Annotated in this window: 12 protein-coding genes; 10 read left to right on the top strand and 2 right to left on the bottom strand. The window is 74.8% G+C overall.

The genetic code is table 11. The features are described from left to right. Nucleotides 1-72 precede the first annotated feature (72 nt). From ACE1OA_RS13840 to sucD, 7 genes are all read left to right on the top strand, one after another. Nucleotides 73-1,233: an ATP-binding protein gene (locus ACE1OA_RS13840; protein WP_356599502.1), complete on the top strand. Its 1,161-nt coding sequence runs from the start codon at nucleotides 73-75 to the stop codon at nucleotides 1,231-1,233. Continuing rightward, on the top strand, nucleotides 1,230-3,566 hold the full coding sequence (locus tag ACE1OA_RS13835) for a DUF5682 family protein (protein ID WP_384868218.1): 2,337 nt from the start codon (nucleotides 1,230-1,232) through the stop codon (nucleotides 3,564-3,566). Before ACE1OA_RS13840 ends, ACE1OA_RS13835 begins: the two co-directional genes overlap by 4 nt. Continuing rightward, nucleotides 3,563-4,726 (top strand): VWA domain-containing protein, encoded by a 1,164-nt coding sequence (locus ACE1OA_RS13830; protein ID WP_386545650.1) that lies wholly within the window; start codon nucleotides 3,563-3,565, stop codon nucleotides 4,724-4,726. Before ACE1OA_RS13835 ends, ACE1OA_RS13830 begins: the two co-directional genes overlap by 4 nt. Nucleotides 4,727-4,823: 97 nt before the next feature. After that, a complete protein-coding gene (locus ACE1OA_RS13825; protein ID WP_384868222.1) occupies nucleotides 4,824-5,840 on the top strand; it encodes a hypothetical protein in 1,017 nt (338 codons plus the stop codon). Nucleotides 5,841-5,901: 61 nt separating this feature from the next. Then, a complete protein-coding gene (locus ACE1OA_RS13820) occupies nucleotides 5,902-6,834 on the top strand; it encodes a hypothetical protein (RefSeq protein ID WP_432752853.1) in 933 nt (310 codons plus the stop codon). Between the two features lie 568 nt (nucleotides 6,835-7,402). After that, on the top strand, nucleotides 7,403-8,581 hold the full coding sequence (sucC, locus tag ACE1OA_RS13815) for an ADP-forming succinate--CoA ligase subunit beta (RefSeq protein WP_147980827.1): 1,179 nt from the start codon (nucleotides 7,403-7,405) through the stop codon (nucleotides 8,579-8,581). Nucleotides 8,582-8,601: 20 nt separating this feature from the next. Continuing rightward, a complete protein-coding gene (gene sucD / locus ACE1OA_RS13810; RefSeq protein ID WP_147980828.1) occupies nucleotides 8,602-9,486 on the top strand; it encodes a succinate--CoA ligase subunit alpha in 885 nt (294 codons plus the stop codon). A gap of 124 nt (nucleotides 9,487-9,610) precedes the next feature. Here sucD and ACE1OA_RS13805 read toward each other — a convergent pair whose 3' ends face one another. Beyond that, nucleotides 9,611-10,984, bottom strand: a complete 1,374-nt coding sequence (locus tag ACE1OA_RS13805) for a helix-turn-helix domain-containing protein (RefSeq protein ID WP_432752852.1) — start codon at nucleotides 10,982-10,984, stop codon at nucleotides 9,611-9,613. A 128-nt stretch (nucleotides 10,985-11,112) separates the two neighbouring features. Between ACE1OA_RS13805 and ACE1OA_RS13800 the strand changes: the two genes are divergently transcribed. After that, on the top strand, nucleotides 11,113-12,609 hold the full coding sequence (locus ACE1OA_RS13800; protein WP_432752851.1) for a cell division protein PerM: 1,497 nt from the start codon (nucleotides 11,113-11,115) through the stop codon (nucleotides 12,607-12,609). Here the strand turns inward: ACE1OA_RS13800 and ACE1OA_RS13795 are convergent. Continuing rightward, the gene (locus ACE1OA_RS13795) at nucleotides 12,606-13,322 is read right to left on the bottom strand and encodes a hypothetical protein (RefSeq protein ID WP_356599491.1); all 717 of its coding nucleotides are present in this window, start codon (nucleotides 13,320-13,322) and stop codon (nucleotides 12,606-12,608) included. The two genes, ACE1OA_RS13800 and ACE1OA_RS13795, sit on opposite strands and share 4 nt — an antisense overlap. Nucleotides 13,323-13,586: 264 nt before the next feature. Here ACE1OA_RS13795 and purN point away from each other — a divergent pair, with 264 nt between their 5' ends. Together purN and purH are read left to right on the top strand one after the other, a co-directional pair. Next, the gene (gene purN / locus ACE1OA_RS13790) at nucleotides 13,587-14,201 is read left to right on the top strand and encodes a phosphoribosylglycinamide formyltransferase (protein ID WP_356599489.1); all 615 of its coding nucleotides are present in this window, start codon (nucleotides 13,587-13,589) and stop codon (nucleotides 14,199-14,201) included. After that, nucleotides 14,198-15,760: a bifunctional phosphoribosylaminoimidazolecarboxamide formyltransferase/IMP cyclohydrolase gene (purH, locus tag ACE1OA_RS13785; RefSeq protein ID WP_356599487.1), complete on the top strand. Its 1,563-nt coding sequence runs from the start codon at nucleotides 14,198-14,200 to the stop codon at nucleotides 15,758-15,760. The genes purN and purH overlap by 4 nt, the downstream gene beginning before the upstream one ends. Nucleotides 15,761-15,839: the final 79 nt, after the last annotated feature.

Raw genomic sequence — 15,839 nt, 5'->3', positions numbered from 1 at the left:
GAGTCGATGGATTGTCAGTGGCGTGGTGCACGGTGGATCACACATCAGGTCGAACGATCTGGAGGGGGATCCATGACCGTGCCCGAAAGCACGACGAGTGCCGTGTCCGAGGCCGCCGGGAGCACCGTTCCCGGCGTCGGAGCCGGCTCCGCGCCCGAGGTGCTGAGGCCGCACGCCGAGCACGCCTTCGCCGACGAACTCAAGGCGCTCGCGGCCGCGGACGACCGGCCGCGGCCCGCCCGCTGGCAACTCTCGCCGTGGGCCGTCGCCACCTATCTGCTCGGCGGCACGCTCCCCGACGGGACGGTGATCACACCCAAGTACGTGGGACCGCGCCGCATCGTCGAGGTCGCCGTCACCACGCTCGCCACCGACCGGGCGCTGCTGCTGCTCGGAGTGCCCGGCACCGCCAAGACCTGGGTGTCCGAACACCTCGCCGCCGCCGTCAGCGGGGACTCGACCCTGCTCGTCCAGGGCACCGCGGGAACGCCCGAGGAGGCCATCCGCTACGGCTGGAACTACGCGCGGCTGCTCGCCCACGGCCCCAGCCGGGAAGCGCTCGTGGCGGGCCCCGTCATGCGGGCGATGTCCCAGGGCATGACGGCCCGCGTCGAGGAGCTCACCCGCATCCCCGCCGACGTGCAGGACACGCTCATCACGATCCTGTCCGAGAAGACGCTGCCGATTCCGGAGCTGGGGCAGGAGGTGCAGGCCGTACGCGGCTTCAACCTGATCGCCACCGCCAACGACCGGGACCGCGGGGTCAACGACCTCTCCAGCGCGCTGCGCCGCCGGTTCAACACCGTGGTGCTGCCGCTGCCCGCCACACCGGAGGCCGAGGTCGACATCGTCGCGCGCCGGGTCGACCAGATCGGCCGCTCCCTCGACCTGCCCGCCGTCCCGGAGGGTGTCGAGGAGATCCGCCGGGTCGTCACCGTCTTCCGCGAGCTGCGCGACGGCGTCACGGCGGACGGCCGGACCAAGCTCAAGACCCCGTCGGGGACGCTGTCGACGGCGGAGGCCATCTCCGTCGTCACCGGTGGCCTGGCCCTCGCCGCCCACTTCGGTGACGGCGTGCTGCGCCCCGCCGACGTCGCGGCGGGCGTCCTCGGCGCGGTCGTCCGCGACCCGGCCGCGGACCGTGTCATCTGGCAGGAGTACCTGGAGACGGTCGTCCGCGAGCGCGACGGCTGGAAGGACTTCTACCGCGCCTGCCGCGAGGCGAGCGCGTGACGGCGCTGCGAGCGGCCCCCGCCGCCCCGGACGAGGCCCCGGCCGCGGAGGCCCGTGCGCCGGGCCCCCGGCCGCTCGTCCTCGGTGTGCGCCACCACGGCCCCGGCTCGGCCCGCGCCGTGCGGGCGGCCCTGGAGGCTGCGCGGCCGGCGGTGGTGCTGATCGAGGGACCGCCCGAGGCGGACAAGCTCCTGTCGCTGGCCGGCGACGAGGACATGCGCCCGCCGGTCGCGCTCCTCGCGCACGCCGTGGACGATCCCGGCCGGGCCGCCTTCTGGCCCTTCGCGGCCTTCTCCCCCGAGTGGGTGGCGATCCGGTGGGCGCTGGCCGCGGGCGCCGCCGTGCGGTTCATCGACCTGCCCGCCGCCCACACCCTCGCCGCCGGCGACCCCACCTGGGACGACGGGGAGGAGGTGGACGGAGCGGACCGGGACACGCGCGTCGACCCGATCGCCGAACTCGCCCGGGCCGCCGGCCACGAGGACCCCGAGCGCTGGTGGGAGGACGCCGTCGAACTGCGCGGGGCCGCGGATCCGCACGCCCCCTTCGAGGCGCTCGCCGAGGCCATGGGCGTGCTGCGCGAGGCACACGGGCACGGCGGCCACCCGCGCGACCTCGTCCGCGAGGCGTACATGAGACTGCAACTGAGGGCGGCCCGGAGGGAGTTCGCGGACGACGTGGCCGTCGTCTGCGGTGCCTGGCACGTGCCCGCGCTGTCCCTGAAGACCACGGTCGCCGCCGACCGGGCCCTGCTCAAGGGCCTGCCCAAGGTGAAGACCGAGGCGACCTGGGTCCCCTGGACCCACCGCCGGCTCGCCCGCCGCTCGGGCTACGGCGCCGGCATCGACGCCCCGGGCTGGTACGGGCACCTCTTCGCCGCCCCCGACCGGCCCGTCGAGCGCTGGATGACGAAGGTCGCCGGTCTTCTCAGGGCGGAGGACCGGTTGGTGTCCTCCGCCCACGTCATCGAGGCCGTGCGGCTCGCGGAGACCCTCGCGGCGATGCGGGGCCGCCCGCTCGCCGGACTCGGCGAGACCACCGACGCGGTGCGTGCCGTGATGTGCGACGGCTCGGACGTCCCGATCGACCTCGTGCGCGACCGGCTGGTCGTCGGCGACGTCCTCGGCGAGGTCCCGGCCGGTGCCCCCGCCGTCCCGCTCCAGCGCGACCTGACCCGGCTCCAGCGCAGTCTGCGCCTCAAGCCGGAGGCGCTGGAGCGGGAGCTGGAGCTCGACCTGCGCAAGGAGAACGACGCGGCCCGCAGCCGGCTGCTGCACCGGCTGCGGCTGCTCTCCGTCGGCTGGGGGGAGGCGGTCGCCGGACGCGGCAGCACCGGCACCTTCCGCGAGACCTGGCGGCTGCGCTGGGAGCCCGAGCTGCACGTCCGCATTGCCGAAGCCGGAGTCTGGGGCACCACCGTGGCCTCCGCCGCCACGGCCAAGGCCGAGAGCCGGGCCCTGGAGGCGAACGCCCTCGCGGAGGTCACCGCGCTCGCCGAGCAGTGCCTGCTCGCCGGCCTCTCCGAGGCCCTGCCCGTCGTCATGACGGCACTCGCCGACCGGGCCGCCCTCGACGCCGACGTCGGCCACCTCGCCCAGGCGCTGCCCGCACTCGCCCGCTCCCTGCGCTACGGGGACGTGCGGGCCACCGACACGGCCGCCCTCGGCGAGGTCGCCGCCGGGATCGCCGAACGGATCTGCGTCGGGCTGCCACCCGCCTGCACCGGGCTGGACGCCGACGCCGCCGCGGAGATGCGCGGCCATCTCGACGGCGTCCACACCGCACTCGGCCTGCTGCCCGACACCGAAGGGCTCACCGATCGCTGGAGCGGGGTCCTGCGCCGACTCGCCGACCGCGACGGCGTCCCCGGTGTGATCCGCGGCCGGGCGGCCCGGCTCCTCCTCGACGAGGGGCGGCTCGGCGAGGACGAGGCCGCCCGGCTCATGGGCCTCGCACTCTCGCCCGGCACCCCACCCGCCGACGCGGCCGCCTGGATCGAGGGCTTCGTGGGCGGCGCCTCGGGCGGAGGCATGCTCCTCGTCCACGACGAGCGCCTCCTCGCCCTGGTCGACGACTGGCTGACGTCGGTGCCCGCGGGGGCGTTCACCGACGTCCTGCCGCTGCTGCGCCGCACGTTCTCGGCGTACGAACCCGGCGTGCGCCGCACGCTCGGCGAACTGGTCGCACGCGGCCCGTCGGGCGGGGGAGGGGCCCGGCCGGGGGCGGGCACGCCGGGCTTCGCCCCCGACCTCGACGAGGCGCGGGCGGACGGGGTGCTGCCGCTCCTGCGGCTGCTCCTGGGACACGACGAGCCGGAGAAGGCGGGCCGATGAACGACACCGGACACGACGAGCGGCTGCGCCGCTGGCGCATGGTCCTCGGCGGCGGCGAGGCGGACGGCACGGGCTGCTCCCTCGCGGGCACGGACGCGGCGATGGACGGCGCCCTGACCGCGCTCTACGGCCGCGGACCGGGCCGGCCGGCCGGCCGCGAGCGCTCCGCGGGCCTGGGCGCCTCGGCCCCCTCCGTGGCCCGCTGGCTCGGCGACATCCGCACGTACTTCCCGAGTTCCGTCGTCCAGGTCATGCAGCGCGACGCCATCGACCGGCTCGGGCTGTCCACGCTGCTCCTGGAGCCCGAGATGCTGGAGGCGGTGGAGGCGGACGTCCACCTCGTCGGGACGCTGCTCTCGCTGAACAAGGCGATGCCCGACACCACCAGGGAGACGGCCCGCGCCGTCGTGCGCAAGGTCGTGGAGGACCTGGAGAAGCGTCTGGCGACCCGTACCCGGGCCACCCTCACCGGCGCGCTCGACCGCTCGGCCCGGGTCAGCCGCCCCCGGCACCGGGACATCGACTGGGACCGCACGATCCGGGCGAACCTCAAGAACTACCTGCCGGAGCACCGCACGGTCGTGCCCGAGCGGCTCGTCGGCCACGGCCGCGCGGCGCAGTCGGTCAAGAAGGACGTCGTCCTGTGCATCGACCAGTCCGGCTCGATGGCCGCCTCGGTGGTGTACGCCTCGGTGTTCGGGGCGGTCCTCGCCTCGATGCGGTCGATCGCGACCCGGCTCGTCGTCTTCGACACGGCGGTGGTGGACCTGACCGACCAGCTCGACGATCCCGTCGACGTCCTCTTCGGCACACAACTCGGCGGCGGCACCGACATCAACCGCGCCCTGGCCTACTGCCAGTCGCAGATCAGCCGGCCCACCGAGACCGTCGTCGTCCTCATCAGCGACCTCTACGAAGGGGGCATCCGGGACGAGATGCTGAAGCGGGTCGCCGCGATGAAGGCCTCCGGTGTGCAGTTCGTCGCCCTGCTCGCACTCTCCGACGAGGGCGCCCCCGCGTACGACCGGGAGCACGCGGCGGCCCTCGCGGCGCTGGGGGCACCGGCGTTCGCCTGCACGCCCGACCTCTTCCCCGACGTGATGGCGGCCGCCATCGAGAAACGACCACTGCCCATACCGGACATGGCGACTCATCAGTAACAGGGGACTTGCGTCACGGGGGGAGGATCGTGCAAGCATCGGGGCGACGTACGCGGAAGCCATAGTTCCGCCCGCCCCCTCCGGAGGCTCCTCCCTCGTGACCACAGCCGCCCTCGTGCAGCCCGTCGCCGTCCCGCGCTCCTCGCGCGGCACGGCGGTCCGGCGCGCGCTGGGCGTGCTGGTGTTCCTCGGGGGCCTGCTGGCCCTCGGGGTGATCCTCGGCGACCGGGCACAGGCGGCGGAGAGCCTGCCACTGCCCGGGACGACGTCTCCGGCGACCCCGGGCACCGACGGGGTCGGGCAGTCCGAGCCGAAGGCCGTGCCCGAGCTGCCCGTCGTCCCCGAGGCGAACCTGGTGCCCGCGGTGCGTGACGTGCCCGAGGCGCCTGTGGCGCCCGAGCCGGGCGTGGCCGAGGGGTCGGGCGAGCGGCTGACGCGGGGCGTGACCGGATCGTCGACCGGCCCGGCCGGACGGGTGGGCGAGCGCGTGTCCGCGCCGGCCGCCGAGCGCCCGGTCGACCGGGCGGCAGCGGGAGGCGCGTCCGCCACGGCGGCCGCGCGTCAGGTCGGGCGCGTCGCCGAGCGTCCGGTCGAGCAGGTGGCCGGGACCGTGCGGGACACGGTCCGGGAAGTCGTGCGCAGGGCCGCGGAGACCCCGCTCGTGGGCGAACTCGTCCGGCCCGTCGTCGGCGCCTTCCCGCTCCCGCTGCCCCTGCCGAACCCGGATCCGGTCCCGGCGCCGCAGGAACCGGCACCGCGGCCCGCACCCCCCGCCGAGCCGGCGGCCCAGGACCCCGGCGCGCCGACGCGCGGCGCCGCCGAGGCGGCACCCGCCGACGCTCCGCTCCGCGGCTCCGGCCACGTGGCGGCGCAGCGGCACGACTCGGCCGGACCCGGACGGGCCGCCGGCCTCCCGGTACCGGCGCACGCCCCTTCGCTGCCCTGCGGGGGATCCGGCACGGGACAGGTCCAGGCGCCCCGTGGCGCCGACCAGCACGAGGCGGCGGTGCACCCGGCCGCGCCCCACGGCGGGTCCGTGCGGGGCGCGACGCTGCCCGCGACCGTCGCCGTACCGCTCGACAGAGCTCTCGAAGTCCTCGAATTCCCCGGCTAGGCCGGGCGGTCGTCCCCGCCTTTCCTCTCACGCCGAAGCATTCGAAGGAATCGATCCACCCATGAACAAGAACCTCCGCCGTTCCCTCGCCGTCGCCGCCACCGCCACCGGTGTGTGGGCCCTGGGCACCGCCGTCGCGAGCGCGGACGAGCAGCCCCTCCCCGTCCCGCTGTCCACGCCGGACCAGGTCGTCGACGCCGTGGACGACGTCCAGGGCGCGGCCACGGGCGCCGAGGACACCGTCAGGGACGCCGTCCAGGGCAAGCTCCAGGCCCCGTCGGCGCCGCAGACCCCGGACCTGGAGGCCCCGACGGTTCCGCAGGCCCTCGACCTCCAGGCCCCGGACCTGACGGCGCCCGCCGCCCCGCAGGCCCCCGACCTCCAGGCTCCCGACCTCCAGGCTCCCGACCTCCAGGCCCCCGACCTCCAGGCCCTCGACCTCCAGGCCCCGGACCTCACGGCGCCCGCCGCCCCGCAGGCTCCCGACCTCCACGCGCTCGACCTCCGGGCTCCTGCCTTCCAGGCCCCCGAGGTCCAGGCGCCGGACACGGAGGTGGACTACCTCTTCGGTCCGCTCTCGGCGTTCGCGCCCGAGCTGGAGCGGACGCCCGGGTACGTCACCGGGGCCGAGGCCCAGGTCACCCCGGTCGTGACCGGCGCTTCCCAGGACGTGCTGCCGCCCCTCGCCGCCACCGCGGTCGAGGCGGTGCTGCCGGTCGTCGGCCAGGTCGTCGGCGACGCCGGACTGCTGGGCGGCGGGGTCGTCACCGAGGTGCCGCAGTTCGCCCACGGCGTCACCGACTCCGTGGAGCCGCTCGTCGGCGCGGTCGTCGACCAGGTCCAGCCGGTCGTCCAGGGCGTCGGCGGCAGCGCCGCGGGCCTGGCCGGATCCGTCACCGACGGCGTCCGCCCGCTCGCGGGCAACGCCGTGACCGGTGTCCAGGGCGCGGCCGGCACGGTCACCCCGGACTACGTCCCGAACTACGCGGGCTGACCACACCCGACCCACCAGGCGCCCCCGGTCCGACCTCGGCCCGGGGGCGCCCCCTTTCCCCCGCCCCACGGCGCGCACCCACCCACCCGCGCCGCCCCCGCCCCGGCCACCCCTTCCCGAGCCCGATCGCTCCGCGTCTCCCCGCGCCCGTCGGCCCCTCCCCCTCGCCCGCTCAGGTGCGGATTCCGTCGCCCGGCCGCCACCCGGCCGGGTGCCCCGGGGGAGACTGAGGTCCATATCACACACCCGCCCGCGTGCCCCTCACCTCGCGGCCGGGCGCGTCGTGAGGGGCGCGGAGCCCTGCTCCCGCCTGCCTCCCGGGCCACGGGGCCGCCCGCCCCCACCCCTACGGAACGCCCCGTGTCCCCTACGATCTGTGACCCGTATCACCGCTCGGTTGTGACCTGCGATTTAGGGACCCACGCCCCTCGGGGATAACCTGCGAGACGGACATGCCGCGTCCACGGACACCGTGTACGCCTCCCTTGTGACAGCGCAGTCACGTTGCCCTTCGCGGCACGCCCACGCAGACAACGAACCGCGATCATCAGAAAAGGGACGGACGCGCGTGGACCTGTTCGAGTACCAGGCGAGGGACCTCTTCGCCAAGCACGGTGTACCGGTGCTGGCCGGTGAAGTCATCGACACGCCTGAGGCGGCGCGCGAGGCCACCGAGCGTCTTGGCGGCAAGTCGGTCGTCAAGGCGCAGGTGAAGGTCGGCGGCCGCGGCAAGGCCGGCGGCGTGAAGCTGGCCGCGACCCCGGACGAGGCCGTCGCCCGCGCGACGGACATCCTCGGGATGGACATCAAGGGCCACACGGTCCACAAGGTGATGATCGCGGAGACCGCTCCGGAGATCCTCGAGGAGTACTACGTCTCGTACCTCCTCGACCGCACCAACCGCACCTTCCTCGCCATGGCCTCCGTGGCCGGTGGCATGGACATCGAGGAGGTCGCCGCGACGACCCCCGAGAAGCTCGCGAAGGTGCCCGTCAACGCCGTCGAGGGCGTCGACATCGAGAAGGCCCGCGAGATCGTCGCCCTGGCGAAGTTCCCGGCCGAGGTGGCCGAGAAGGTCGCCGAGGTCCTCGTGACCCTGTGGGACACCTTCGTCGCCGAGGACGCGCTCCTCGTCGAGGTCAACCCGCTGGCCAAGGTCGCCTCCGGCGACATCCTGGCCTTGGACGGCAAGGTGTCTCTCGACGAGAACGCCGACTTCCGTCAGCCCGACCACGAGGCGCTCGAGGACAAGGCCGCAGCCAACCCGCTCGAGGCTGCCGCCAAGGCCAAGAACCTCAACTACGTCAAGCTCGACGGCGAGGTCGGCATCATCGGCAACGGCGCCGGCCTGGTCATGTCGACCCTGGACGTCGTCGCGTACGCCGGTGAGAACCACGGTGGCGTGAAGCCCGCCAACTTCCTCGACATCGGTGGCGGCGCCTCCGCCGAGGTCATGGCGAACGGCCTGGAGATCATCCTGGGCGACCCGGACGTCAAGTCCGTGTTCGTCAACGTCTTCGGTGGCATCACCGCCTGTGACGAGGTCGCCAACGGCATCGTCCAGGCGCTGGAGCTCCTCGCCTCGAAGGGCGAAGAGGTCACCAAGCCGCTGGTCGTGCGCCTCGACGGCAACAACGCGGAGCTGGGTCGCAAGATCCTGTCGGACGCGAACCACCCGCTCGTGCAGCGCGTGGACACCATGGACGGCGCGGCCGACAAGGCCGCCGAGCTCGCGGCTGCGAAGTAAGGGACGAGGTCAAGCACACCATGGCTATCTTCCTCACCAAGGACAGCAAGGTCATCGTCCAGGGCATGACCGGTGCCACGGGCATGAAGCACACCAAGCTCATGCTGGGTGACGGCACCAACATCGTCGGTGGCGTGAACCCCCGCAAGGCCGGCACGTCCGTCGACTTCGACGGCACCGAGGTCCCGGTCTTCGGCTCCGTCGCCGAGGCGATGAAGGAGACCGGCGCCAACGTCTCGGTCCTCTTCGTCCCGCCGGCCTTCGCCAAGGCCGCCGTGATCGAGGCGATCGACGCCGAGATCCCCCTCGCCGTCGTCATCACCGAGGGCATCGCCGTCCACGACTCCGCCGCCTTCTGGGCGTACGCGCAGTCGAAGGGCAACAAGACCCGGATCATCGGCCCGAACTGCCCGGGTCTGATCACCCCCGGCCAGTCCAACGCCGGCATCATCCCGGGCGACATCACGAAGCCGGGCCGCATCGGCCTGGTCTCGAAGTCCGGCACGCTGACGTACCAGATGATGTACGAGCTCCGTGACATCGGCTTCTCGTCCGCCGTCGGCATCGGTGGCGACCCGGTCATCGGCACGACGCACATCGACGCCCTCGCGGCGTTCGAGGCCGACCCCGACACCGACCTGATCGTCATGATCGGCGAGATCGGCGGCGACGCCGAGGAGCGTGCGGCCGACTTCATCAAGGCCAACGTCACCAAGCCGGTCGTCGGCTACGTCGCGGGCTTCACCGCGCCCGAGGGCAAGACCATGGGCCACGCCGGCGCCATCGTCTCCGGCTCCTCCGGCACCGCCCAGGCGAAGAAGGAGGCCCTCGAGGCCGCCGGCGTCAAGGTCGGCAAGACGCCGACCGAGACGGCCAAGCTGGCGCGCGCCATCCTCGCGGGCTGACCAGCGGATCTCCGCAGCTGAGAGGGCCCCGCACCCGGGAGACCGGGGGCGGGGCCCTCTCATGTGCCCGGGCCCTTCACGGGCCCGGGCCCTCGTGCGTACCGCCCGGGGCCGTCCCGGCGGGTCAGTGCGAGTCGGGGACGAGCCGCTCCGGCCCGTGGTGCGGCTGATTGCGCAGCAGCTCCTGCAGCTGCTTGTCCCCCGGGGTGAGCTGCGGCGAGCCGCCGCGGACCGGGACGCCCTCGACGGTCTGGCCGGGAGCGTTCACCGGGATGTACTCCGTCGGCGCCGTGGCGACCGTGAAGGCGGTCATGGCGATGAGCGCCGCCGTCACGCCGAAGGCCGTACGGGTCCACATCCGGCCGCGCCGCTCGCCCAGCGTGCGGACCGCCGCGGGCTCCGCGAGCGTGGCCGCCGGCGCGTCCGCGACCAGCCGGCCCAGCCGGTGGTGCAGGTCGTCGGGATGGGCGAGCTCGGGGACGTGCGTCCCGATGACCGTACGGGCGTGCAGCAGCCGGTTGGCGGCGGCGGGGGTGCTCGCCTCGGTCTCGGCGGCGGTCTCCGGCAGGTCGAGACCGAGTCCGTCGTAGAGCAGCACCGTGCGCCGGTGCGGCGGCGGCAGCTCCAGCAGGGCGCCCAGCAGGGCCCTTCGGTCGGGCTCGGCGGGCGGGCCGTCCGGATGCCGGTGGGCCCGGCGCAGCCGGTGCCAGGGGGAGAGCGCGTACTCGTACGCCGCCGCCCGGACCCAGCCCACCGGGTCGCGGTCGACCGCGACCTCGGGCCAGCGCTGCCAGGCGAGCAGGAAGGCGTGCTCCACGGACTCCCGGGAGAGCCGACGGCGTCCGGTGAGCAGGTACGCCTGGTGGACGAGGCCGGCGGCGGCGTGGGCGTACAGCGCGTCGAAGGCCTCCTCGGGGGTGAGGGCGGGCTCCGTGTCCCGGGTGCCGGGCTCGCCCGCGGGCCGGGGCGGCGCGTCGGCGAGGGCCGTCGTACGGGCCTGCCGGGCCGCGTCGACCGGTTTCAGCCGCTCCTGCGGCTGCTGGAGGCCCCTGCGGCCGACGGGGGCAGCCGCGGGACTCCGGGGCGGCTTGGCCGCGCGCTTGGCCGCCGTCCTGGGCCGGGTGCCCGCGGCGGGGGTGGTCGCGGGCGGGGGCCCGGCCGGCCGGCCACGTGCCGGGGTGTCCGGGGTGGTCGCGGTCCCGGCCGGAGCCGTACCGCCGGACGGGTGACACGGTCCTTCCGCGCCGGGCCGCTGCCCGTCGCCCGGCTCCTCGTCGGGACCCTCGTCGAGCGCACCGAGCAGCTTCACGTACGCCTCCAGCTTGCGTCCCCGCGGATCGGTGCGACCGGTCTCCCAGGACCGGACGGTGGCCCGCGTGACGCCCACGGCCTCCGCGACCTGGGCCTCGCTGAGGGCCCTGGCCTCGCGCAGTCGGCGGCGCTCCTTGGGGGAGGGCAGCGGGGCTGCGGACGCGGAATCGGCGGCACTCCGGCTCATCGGACTCATCGGCGACGACCTCCCGCAGAGCTACTCCGGGCGGAAAAGTACATAAACGTATCTTGAGCGACACAACGGCGGTTTGCCTGTTACGCGAGAAAAGCGCGTGTCGGGGGCAGCATGGGCGCGTGAGCCAAGTGACCGAGCACACCCCGCCGTTGTCGCCCGATCCGCTGGTCAGGGGCGGCCGTTCCGCCACGCTGGTCGACGCGTGCGTGCGCGGAGGTGCCGCCGCGGGCCTCGGTATCGGCGGACTGGCGGTCCTGGTGACCGCCGCGTGGATCACCTCCCCGTACCCCGACGGCGGGCCCGGCGGGGCGCTCCACCTGGCCGCCGGCCTGTGGCTGCTGGCCCACGGGGTGGACCTGGTCCGCACGGACACCCTGTCCGGCGTGGCCGCCCCGCTCGGAGTGGCCCCGATGCTGCTCATGGCCCTGCCGGGCTGGCTGGCGCACCGGGCCGCCCGGGACACCTCCGATGCGGAGGAGGGCCGGCCCAGGCTCACGGCGGCCGGTGCGGTGGGCGCGGTCTCCGGGGGATACCTGCTGGTCGCGGTGGGTGTGGTGGCCTCGGCGGCGAACGGTCCGCTGCCTGCCGACCCGCTCGCGGCGGCGCTGTGGCTGCCCGTGACGGTGGTCGCCTCGGCCGGTCTGGGGGTCTGGACGGCTGCCGGGCGGCCGCTGCCCCGGCAGGAGCACGCGGCGGTGGGGCTGCGTGCGGCCGTGCTCGCGGTGGTGGCCCTGCTCGCCGGCGGGGCCCTGCTGGTCACGGTCTCGCTGGCCTGGCACGCGGGCGCGGCGCACGCGTCCTTCGACGGGCTGGCCGACGACTGGTCCGGCCGGGTGTCGGTGCTGCTGCTGGCCCTGACGCTGGTGCCGAACGCGGCGGTGTGGGCCGCGTCGTACGGGCTCGGCCCCGGCTTCGCGCTCGGCAGCGGCGCGTGGGCGACCCCGCTGGGGCTCCCCGGGGCGGCGGCCGTGCCGCCCTTCCCGCTGCTGGCCGCGCTGCCGGCCGCGGGCCGGGGCTCCTGGCCGCACTGGACCGCGGCGGTGGTCCCGGCCGTGGCGGCGCTGCTGCTGGGGTGGTGTGCGGGCCGGTCGGCGCGGCGGTGGACGGCCAAGGAGACGGTGCTGACGGCCCTGGTGGCGTCGTGGGCGTGCGGGGCGGCGCTGGCCGTGCTCGCGGCGCTCGCGGGCGGTCCGCTCGGCTCGGGCCGACTGTCCGCGTTCGGCCCGGTGTGGTGGCAGACGGGGGCGGCGGCGGTGCTGTGGTGCGCGGTGGTGGGCGTTCCCACGGCGCTGGGGGTACGGGCCTGGGCCCGGCGTGACCGGACGCCCGCGGCGGCCGGTGCGCCGGAACCGGCCGCGGTGGCGGCGCCGGACCGCGCCGGGATGCCGGAGGAGGCGGCCCGTACGCCGGGGCCCGAGCCGGTTCGCGACGAGGACGGGGACGGGGAAGGGGACGAGCTCGGGTTCGAGGCCTACGGCCTCCTGCCGGCGGCCTGGGAGCCGGCGCCGCCGGCGGGCTCCCTCGGATCCGCACGGTCCGCCACGTCCGCGCAGCCCCCGGCGCCGAAACCGGATCCGGACCGGGATCCGGCCTGGAAAGAGCCGGACAGGACCTAGTCGCGCACCCCGAAGACGTCCCGCAGCTGCTTGGGCAGCAGGTCGTTGCATGCCATCTGGCCGGACTTGGTCAGGGAGTCGTCGACGCAGGTGTAGAAGTCGCGGTAGACCAGCTGCATGGTGAAGCTGCCCGCGACGATCAGCAGGGCCAGGGCCCCGGCGACCAGCCCGCTGACGGCCGCCGTGCGCTGCGAGCGGGCCGCTCCGGGCCGCGCGCCGGGGGGTCCCGCCGCCGCGGCGGGGGCGGGGACGGGCGCGGGCGGAGCGGTCAGGTCCGCGGTCGCGGGCTTCGGCTTGGCACGCAGGGCGCTGACGGCCCAGTACAGGGCGAGCGCGCCCAGGAGCAGGGCGAGCTCCTGGATCTCGAAGATCGCGAAGAAGAACGCCCACATGCCGGAGAGGAGCGCGTACCGCGCCCGCCGCTGGGCCGGGTCCGTCGGGTCCCACTTCAGGCCGGGGCCCTGGCCGCCGTCGGGGCCGCCCTGGCCGGAGGGGCGCTCGGGGCGGCGGCCGAAGCCGTCGGAGGAGCGGCCCGGCTGGCGGCTGCTCCAGCGCCCCTCGGAGCCGCCCGAGGATCCGGAGTCCGAGGGCGGGCCGGACGACGCGTCGTCGTCCGAGCCCTCCGGCCGCCGTGGCTGCCACGGCTGGTCCGGCTGCCCCTCGGGCGGCGGCGCGAACGGGTTGTTGTCGTCCGTGGACTGGCGTTCCGGCATCTGCTGAACGTCTTCCCTCTGTCGTCGCGACTGCGGTGTCGACCGTTGTACCGGCCGCGCTGGAGGCGGCCGTCGAACCCCGACGCTACCCCCCGGTCACGCCCCCGTCCCGTGGGGGCCGTCCGGTGTGCCGGTATCGTTGCTGACGGTCGAGCCCTTCGTAGGGTTCCCCGTATCCGGGGACACGATTCATTCGTACGACCGCACAAAGACGCAGCCCGTCGACCAAGCCGCCTCCGCCGCAACGCGAAAAGAGTCCCCACCGTGGCCGCCGCCCGCCTCGTCGTCCTGGTCTCAGGGTCCGGCACCAACCTCCAGGCCCTGCTCGACGCCATCGCCGCCGACCCCGACGGGTACGGCGCCGAGATCGTCGCCGTCGGCGCCGACCGCGGGGACATCGCCGGACTGGAGCGCGCCGAGCGCGCCGGGCTTCCCACCTTCGTATGCCGGGTGAAGGACTTCGCCACCCGCGAGGAGTGGGACCGCGCGCTGACCGAGGCCACCGCCGCGCACGAGCCGGACCTGGTCGTCTCGGCCGGCTTCATGAAGATCGTCGGCAAGGAGTTCCTCGCCCGCTTCGGTGGCCGGTTCGTCAACACCCACCCGGCGCTGCTGCCCAGCTTTCCCGGTGCCCACGGCGTGCGGGACGCACTCGCGTACGGCGCGAAGGTCACCGGATGCACCGTCCACTTCGTCGACGACGGCGTCGACACCGGCCCGATCATCGCCCAGGGCGTGGTCGCGATCCGGGACGAGGACGACGAAGCCGCTCTCCATGAGCGCATCAAGGAAGTCGAGCGTTCGCTGCTCGTCGAGGTCGTGGGGCGTCTGGCCCGGCACGGCTACCGCATTGAGGGACGAAAGGTAACAATCCCGTGACCGCCGAAGGTACGAAGCGCCCCATCCGCCGCGCACTCGTCAGCGTCTACGACAAGACCGGCCTGGAGGAGCTGGCCCGCGGCCTGCACGAGGCGGGTGTCTCCCTCGTCTCCACCGGCTCCACCGCCTCGAAGATCGCCGCGGCCGGTGTCCCGGTGACCAAGGTCGAGGAGCTCACCGGCTTCCCCGAGTGCCTGGACGGCCGGGTCAAGACCCTCCACCCGCGCGTGCACGCCGGCATCCTCGCCGACCTCCGCCTGGAGGACCACCGGCGGCAGCTCGCCGAGCTGGGCGTCGAGCCCTTCGACCTGGTGATCGTGAACCTCTACCCGTTCCGGGAGACCGTCGCCTCCGGCGCCACCCCCGACGAGTGCGTCGAGCAGATCGACATCGGCGGCCCCTCCATGGTCCGCGCCGCCGCCAAGAACCACCCCTCCGTCGCGGTCGTCACCAGCCCGGCGCGCTACGCCGACGTGCTCACCGCGGCGCGTGAGGGCGGCTTCGAGCTCGCCGCCCGCAAGCGGCTGGCCGCCGAGGCCTTCCAGCACACCGCCGCGTACGACGTCGCCGTCGCCTCCTGGTTCGCCGACGACTACGCCGCCGCCGACGACTCCGGCTTCCCCGACTTCCTGGGCCACACCTACGAGCGCTCGAACGTGCTGCGCTACGGCGAGAACCCGCACCAGGGCGCCGCGCTGTACGTCGACGGCACCGGCGGCCTGGCCGAGGCGGAGCAGCTGCACGGCAAGGAGATGTCCTACAACAACTACACGGACACCGACGCCGCCCGCCGCGCCGCCTACGACCACGCCGAGCCGTGTGTCGCGATCATCAAGCACGCCAACCCGTGCGGCATCGCCGTCGGCGCGGACGTGGCCGAGGCCCACCGCAAGGCGCACGCGTGCGACCCGCTGTCCGCGTTCGGCGGCGTGATCGCGGTCAACCGCCCGGTGTCGGTCGCGATGGCCGAGCAGGTCGCCGAGATCTTCACCGAGGTCATCGTCGCCCCCGGCTACGAGGACGGCGCCGTCGAGGTCCTCGCCAAGAAGAAGAACATCCGCGTGCTGCGCGCCGAGGGCGCCCCGGCCAACCCGGTCGAGGTCAAGCCCATCGACGGCGGCGCGCTCCTCCAGGTCACCGACCGCCTCCAGGCCGACGGCGACGAGCCGGGGAACTGGACCCTGGCGACCGGCGAGGCGCTGTCCGCCGAGGAGCTGGCCGAGCTCGGCTTCGCCTGGAAGGCCTGCCGCGCGGTCAAGTCCAACGCCATCCTGCTCGCCAAGGGCGGCGCCTCGGTCGGCGTCGGCATGGGCCAGGTCAACCGCGTCGACTCCGCGAAGCTCGCCGTCGAGCGGGCGGGCGAGGAGCGGGCGCGCGGCTCCTTCGCCGCCTCCGACGCGTTCTTCCCCTTCCCCGACGGCCTGGAGATCCTGCTGGAGGCCGGCGTCAGGGCGGTCGTGCAGCCGGGTGGCTCGGTCCGCGACGAGCTGGTCGTCGAGGCCGCGAAGAAGGCGGGCGTGACCATGTACTTCACGGGTACGCGCCACTTCTTCCACTGACGGGCACGGGGCGGAGGCCCGCCGGTCACCCGACCGGCGGGCCTTCGCCGTACTCCCTCCCGGGGGCGGGCGGCGCTCG

This window comes from Streptomyces sp. JL2001 (assembly GCF_050917515.1).
Taxonomy (GTDB): Bacteria; Actinomycetota; Actinomycetes; order Streptomycetales; family Streptomycetaceae; genus Streptomyces.
The sequence above is the reverse complement of the archived record's forward strand: the minus strand, read 5'-3'. Positions and strand labels throughout refer to the sequence as shown.

Bases quoted from the DNA above. Each gene is read 5' to 3' on its own strand.
- ACE1OA_RS13820 (WP_432752853.1), top strand. From the start codon at position 5,902: ATGAACAAGAACCTCCGCCGTTCCCTCGCCGTCGCCGCCACCGCCACC.
- ACE1OA_RS13795 (WP_356599491.1), bottom strand. From the start codon at position 13,322: ATGCCGGAACGCCAGTCCACGGACGACAACAACCCGTTCGCGCCGCCG.
- ACE1OA_RS13805 (WP_432752852.1), bottom strand. From the start codon at position 10,984: ATGAGCCGGAGTGCCGCCGATTCCGCGTCCGCAGCCCCGCTGCCCTCC.
- ACE1OA_RS13830 (WP_386545650.1), top strand. From the start codon at position 3,563: ATGAACGACACCGGACACGACGAGCGGCTGCGCCGCTGGCGCATGGTC.
- sucD (WP_147980828.1), top strand. From the start codon at position 8,602: ATGGCTATCTTCCTCACCAAGGACAGCAAGGTCATCGTCCAGGGCATG.
- ACE1OA_RS13840 (WP_356599502.1), top strand. From the start codon at position 73: ATGACCGTGCCCGAAAGCACGACGAGTGCCGTGTCCGAGGCCGCCGGG.